Consider the following 5147-nt stretch of genomic DNA (forward strand, 5'->3'; position numbering starts at 1 on the left):
GCCCAGCGCCTCGAACACCGCTCTCCCCAGGCCCGGCAGCCACAGCAACCCCTCGACGAGGGCGACCCCTACCGCCAGCGTGAAGACCTCCCCCGAGAGCAGGCGCACCCCCTCGGGAAGGGCGACCCTTACGGTACGACGCTGCACAAGGCTCTCCGGCATCCCCACCGAGCGAGCCGTGCGCACGAAGTCGGCCCCCTGGAGCTCGGCCTGGCGAAGCTTCAAGTAGAGCGCCCCGCGGGCGGTGTAGGGCAGCATGAGCGACAGGACCAGGACCGCGACCAGCCAGGGCTGGCCGGGCTCGACCGGCGTCCAGAAGCGAAAGACGCTGGCGAGGTAGAAGGCCGACATCACCCCTAGGACGAGCAAGAGGAAGCTGGGCAGCCCGGCCAGCGTCCAGAGCAGCGGGGCGGGCAGGCGGCGAAAGAGGGGCAGGGCCAGCCAGGCCAGAACGAGCGCCAGGCCGAGGTAGCCGAAGGTCAGCAGCAGCCCCTCCTGGAAACGCCACAGACCCCCGCCCGCGACCGTCTCCGCCAGGGTCTCCCAGAGGTGGACGGGGTAGGCCGCCAAACTCTGTCCCAGGCCCCGCCAGCCGGACAGCCCGGCGCCGGCGACCAGACCGAGGTAGACGACGACGTGGACGAGCAGCAGGTTGGCGAACACTTTCACCGTGCCGGCATTATACATTGGCCCGTACCGACACCCGTAGCGACAATTGCCTCCACTTGCCTCGTGACGAGAACCGGGTCACACTAGAGGCCCTCTACCCGGCGGCGTTATCCGGCAGTGTTAGCCGGTATCGGGACGAGGCTCGAGCCGGTGTCGCTGCCCTCTGGTTTTCATCCTCGAGAGAAGACCCGCGGGTATACTCGGAGGCGGTTCGTGAAACCCAGGCGAAGCCGGCTGCCAAGCCTTCGCCCGGAGATAATGACGGCGAGGTGATGACGGCGAGATGATAGCGGCTCTGGCGGCACTGACAACCGGCGTGATGGTTCTCGCCTACGCCCTGCTGCGTGCGAGGCGCAAGCGCATCGATCTCGCCCTGGCGGGCGTGGTGATGCTGGGCCTGGGCGGGGTGATGCTGCGGCCCGAACCGGCGCCGCAGGAGGCGAGCGCGGCCCAGACCAGGACCTTCACCACGGTGCAGCCGTCCGGGCCGGCGGTGGCGCTCACGGATCTCGAGTTCAGGTGGGAGGACGAGCTGCTCTACCTCGTCGGCACCCTCAGGAACACCACCGGCCGGGCGCTGGCGGGGGGCAACCTCGACATCGCCCTCTTCGACGACCACGGCCAGGAGCTGGGCAGGGTCGGCGCGAGCTACACCCGAATCGAAAACCTGGGCGCGAACGAAGCGCGCGCCTTTCGCGCCTGGATTCCCTTTGAAGAGGCGAGGGAGGCGCGCGTCGTGAGCCTGTGGGCGTACTGAGCGGGCGGCTACCCTCTCGAGCGCGTCTTTGGGCGTCGCGGCCGCCAAGCCAAGGGCTCGACATGAGTCGTCGCGGTGAGGCGGGGAGGTGGCCGGGCCAGGTCATGCTCGAGCGCCGCCTCGACGGTCGTGTCGGGACGAAGACGTCGGCTTCGGCAAAGCGGTGATAGCCCGCCTGCCGCGAGCTTACCTCTCGTCCTCGAGGTCGTCTTTGAGGTCGTCCTCGAGCTCACCTCCAAGCGCCTCTCCCTCGAGGGTATCCATGAAGCGCACGAGGTCCTCGCCCTGGTAGTCGGTGACGGTGTCCTTGATGAGCGTAAGCGCCGCCTGGGCCGCCTCCTCGGGCACCAGGACGTAGTGCGTGCCCAGGCTGTGGGTGCCTAAGTGGCTGAGAACGTCCGTCAGCCGGCCGGGCGACCTGACCATCGCCACGAAGCCCTCGTCCTCCAAGAGCGCCGCCACCATCTCGGCGAGCGCCGCGGCGGGCGCCTCGTCCACGACCGTCCAGCGGTCGCCGTTGATAAGCACGGTCTCTCCTTTGTGGGGTTCGCCTTTCATAAGTTCGGGGGTTGGCGGTTGGGGCCGGGGTCTGGGGGAAGCCAAACCCTGGGCCCCAACCCCTAGACCCCAGACCCTCCTTTCAGATAGGCGCGGGCGAGCGCCGCATAGGCGGCTCGAGCGGTCTTTAGGTGGGCAAGCGGCACGCTCTCCCGGGTGGTGTGGGCGAGTTCCTCCTCGCCCGGTCCGAAGCCGATGACCACCGCGCCCGTCTTGGCCAGGTGGGGCGCGTCGGTGGCGAACCACCAGACGCCCTCCTGGAAGTCTCTGCCGTGCGCGGGCAGCGTCTCCTGCAAGACCGCCCGGGCTAGGGTCACCTGCGCGTTCTCGCCCGGCGCCAGGTAGGGCGGCGCGATGCGGGGCAGGTCGCACATGACCTTGCCGCTCTCGCTGGCGCTCCGCTCGGCGGGCACGGTGATGCTCGCCTCCGGGGCCAGCTCCTGCAGGCGCCTGACGACCGCCTCGGGCTCGTCGCCCGGCAGGTTGCGGTAGTCGAGGATGAGCTCGGCGCGGCCGGGGACCACGTTGTGACCGCCCTCGGGAAAGGTCTTGAGCACGGTCGGCGTGACCGTCGAGGCGCCGAGCGGCCCCCCGGCGGGCAGGGTCAGCTCACGCAAGCGCCCCAGAAAGTCCACCGCCCGGTAGAGGGCGTTGTCGCCGAGTTCTTGCCGCGCGGCGTGGGCGATGCGCCCCTCGAAGCGGACCAGCAGCTCGACGCGGCCGCGGTGGCCGAGCATCAAGCGCAGCTTGCTGGGCTCGCCCAGGATGATCACGTCCGCTCTTACCGTCTCACCGAGATGGCGCGCGCCCAGGCCGCCGACCTCTTCTTGCACGACGCCCGTGACCATCAAGGTGCCGCTGAAATCCCCGTCGGCCACGTCGCGCGCGGCCAGGGTCATGCAGGCGAGCGCCGACTTCATGTCGCAGGCGCCCCGGCCCCAGAGTCGGTCTTCGGCGACCTCGCCGCCGAGGGGCGGGTGCGGCCAGAGAGCTTCGTCGCCGAGCGGCACCGTGTCGAGGTGGCCGTTCATCATCACGGTGGGGCCGTCGCCGCGGCGCAGGACGCCGACTACGTTGCCGGCGTCGTCGCGGTAGCGCTCGTCGAAGCCGAGACGCGTAAAGGCGTCCAGCATCACCTCGGCCGCCGGGGTCTCGCGGTAGGAGGGGCTGGGCGCGCGGATGAGCGCCTGAGCGAGGGAGAGTTCGGTAAGGGTCATGGGGCATTCTACAGCCTGGGGCCCGCTTCATCCGAGACGACGGCTTCGTCCGGGCTGGCGGGAACGAATTCGGCTAGCTCCCGCTCTCCTCCGGCTCCCAGCCGTAGACCCCTAGGTCGCAGCGCCCGTCGGCGCCGAAGACGACACCCTCGGCCTCGAGCAAGGCTCGCTGCAGCTCGCCCGCGCCCACCTTGTAGGTCGAGATGCCGCCGTCCTTGTTGATGACCCGCTGCCAGGGCAGGGTGTCGCCGGCATGGCGGAGGATGCCGCCGATGAGGCGCGCCCCGCGCGGCTGGCCAGCCAGCCGCGCGACCTGGCCGTAGCTGGCGACCCGGCCCGGTGGAATGCTCGCCACCAGGGCGATGACCTTGTCGCGAAAGGCTGGGTCGCGAAAGGCCGGGTCGCGAAAGGCCGGGTCGGGTGCGGCCTCGAAGCCTCTCACCGAGCTAATCCCTGGGGCGCGGTCAAGCACCCTGGGAAGGAGTTAGAGAGGGCGCCGACGACGCCTGATCCGCCCCCAAAGCCAAGGGCGCGGGGCTTACCTAGCTTGGCCTCGAGGCGCTCGGACACGAACTGCTCACCTTTAAACACGCCTCAGTATACCCGCCGGCACGGGTAAAGACATCCCGACCCGACCGTGTCACTCGGTTTGTTCGTCCTGGAGAAGAGATCGAGGCGCCGAAATTGCAGGCGGGCGCCCTTGACGGCAGCGGAGGATTGGGCGACAATGACTAGAGGCCCCAAGAGGCCCCAAGCCCACTTGAGCCCGGAAGCCCACTTGAGCCCAGAGGAGGTGAGCCATGCCCCACATCATCTGCGAACCCTGCATCGGCACCAAGGACCAGGCCTGCGTCGATGTCTGCCCGGTCGAGTGCATCTACGAAACCGACGACCAGTTCTATATCCACCCCGAGGAGTGCATCGACTGCGGCGCCTGCGTGCCGGCCTGCCCCGTCAGCGCCATCTACACCGAAGAGGACGTGCCCAGCGAATGGGAGTCGTATATCAAGAAGAACTACGACCTCTCCGGTGTGTAACTGTCCGGTGTGTAACTGCTCACTCGGACGGTCGCTCTCGGCCCACGGCGAGACCCTGCTAGGACAGGCAACATGAACATAGCCGTATGAGCGTAGCCATATGAACGTAGCCGTCAGCGTGATAGGTCTCGGCCTCATGGGTCGCCCCATGCTGCGCGTCTTGCAAGGCGCGGGCTTTACGGTGCGGGGCTGGAACCGCTCGCCCCTCGCCGAGGAGGCGCTCGAGGGGATTGCGCTCGCCGCCGACCTCGAGGAGGCCGCGCGCGCGGACGTCCTGCTGCTCATGCTCTCGGACTCACCGGCGGTGGACGCGGTGCTGAAACGCCTCGAGCCCCTGCTCTCGCCCGGCCAAGTCGTCCTCGACATGGGCTCCTCGGACCCGCGGCGCTCCGAAGCCCACGCCGCCAGGCTTCAGGGCGAGGGTATCGGCTGGGTGGACGCGCCCGTCTCGGGCGGGCCGGAAGGAGCCAAGACGGGAACGCTGGCGATCATGGCCGGCGCCACCCCCGACGACTTCGCTCGCGTTCAGCCCGTCTTGGACGCCCTCGGCGGCAACGTCGTCCACGTCGGTGAGCCCGGCGCGGGCCACAAGACCAAGGTCGTCAACCAGATCATCGTCGGGCTCACCATCCAGGCCGTAGCCGAAGCCCTGGCTCTGGCCGAGGCGAGCGGCGTCGACCCCAAGAAGGTGCAGGAGGCGCTCAAGGGCGGCTTCGCCGACTCGAAGATCCTACAGCTTCACGGGACGCGCATGATCGCGCGCAGCTACCAGCCGGGCGCCAAGGTGAAGACGCAGCTCAAGGACCTGCGGCTGGGGCTCGAGCTCGCCGCCCCTTTGGACCTGGACCTCCCCCACGTGCGGAGCGCGGCCCAGAGGTACGAGAGGCTCGAGGCGGAGGGTGACGGCGA

At 69.0% G+C, this 5147-nt stretch carries 7 protein-coding genes; 3 read left to right on the forward strand and 4 right to left on the reverse strand.

Going from position 1 to position 5147, the window contains the following annotated elements:
- On the reverse strand, positions 1-669 hold a 669-nt coding region (locus tag M3498_16270; protein MDQ3460828.1), incomplete at its 3' end, for a hypothetical protein.
- 283 nt (positions 670-952) lie between these two features.
- Here M3498_16270 and M3498_16275 point away from each other — a divergent pair.
- Positions 953-1426, forward strand: coding sequence for an FxLYD domain-containing protein (locus M3498_16275; GenBank protein MDQ3460829.1), 474 nt, complete (start codon positions 953-955; stop codon positions 1424-1426).
- A 186-nt stretch (positions 1427-1612) separates the two neighbouring features.
- On the opposite strand, the gene M3498_16280 is transcribed toward M3498_16275, so the two are convergent.
- The 3 genes from M3498_16280 to M3498_16290 all read right to left on the reverse strand — a co-directional run bounded on the left by M3498_16280 (position 1613) and on the right by M3498_16290 (position 3643).
- Positions 1613-1954: a hypothetical protein gene (locus M3498_16280; GenBank protein ID MDQ3460830.1), complete on the reverse strand. Its 342-nt coding sequence runs from the start codon at positions 1952-1954 to the stop codon at positions 1613-1615.
- A 92-nt stretch (positions 1955-2046) separates the two neighbouring features.
- Entirely contained in the window at positions 2047-3201 is a 1155-nt protein-coding gene (locus tag M3498_16285; GenBank protein ID MDQ3460831.1) for a M20 family metallopeptidase, read from the reverse strand.
- A 73-nt stretch (positions 3202-3274) separates the two neighbouring features.
- Positions 3275-3643: an MGMT family protein gene (locus tag M3498_16290; protein MDQ3460832.1), complete on the reverse strand. Its 369-nt coding sequence runs from the start codon at positions 3641-3643 to the stop codon at positions 3275-3277.
- Positions 3644-4001: 358 nt separating this feature from the next.
- On the opposite strand from M3498_16290, the gene M3498_16295 reads away from it, so the two are divergent.
- The gene (locus M3498_16295; GenBank protein MDQ3460833.1) at positions 4002-4238 is read left to right on the forward strand and encodes a ferredoxin family protein; all 237 of its coding nucleotides are present in this window, start codon (positions 4002-4004) and stop codon (positions 4236-4238) included.
- Between the two features lie 100 nt (positions 4239-4338).
- Positions 4339-5147: NAD(P)-dependent oxidoreductase (locus M3498_16300; protein MDQ3460834.1), on the forward strand; the 809-nt coding region annotated here is incomplete at its 3' end.

It is taken from the genome of Deinococcota bacterium, assembly GCA_030858465.1.
GTDB lineage: Bacteria > Deinococcota > Deinococci > Deinococcales > Trueperaceae > JALZLY01.

Bases quoted from the DNA above. Each gene is read 5' to 3' on its own strand.
- M3498_16285 (MDQ3460831.1), bottom strand. From the start codon at position 3,201: ATGACCCTTACCGAACTCTCCCTCGCTCAGGCGCTCATCCGCGCGCCC.
- M3498_16295 (MDQ3460833.1), top strand. From the start codon at position 4,002: ATGCCCCACATCATCTGCGAACCCTGCATCGGCACCAAGGACCAGGCC.
- M3498_16275 (MDQ3460829.1), top strand. From the start codon at position 953: ATGATAGCGGCTCTGGCGGCACTGACAACCGGCGTGATGGTTCTCGCC.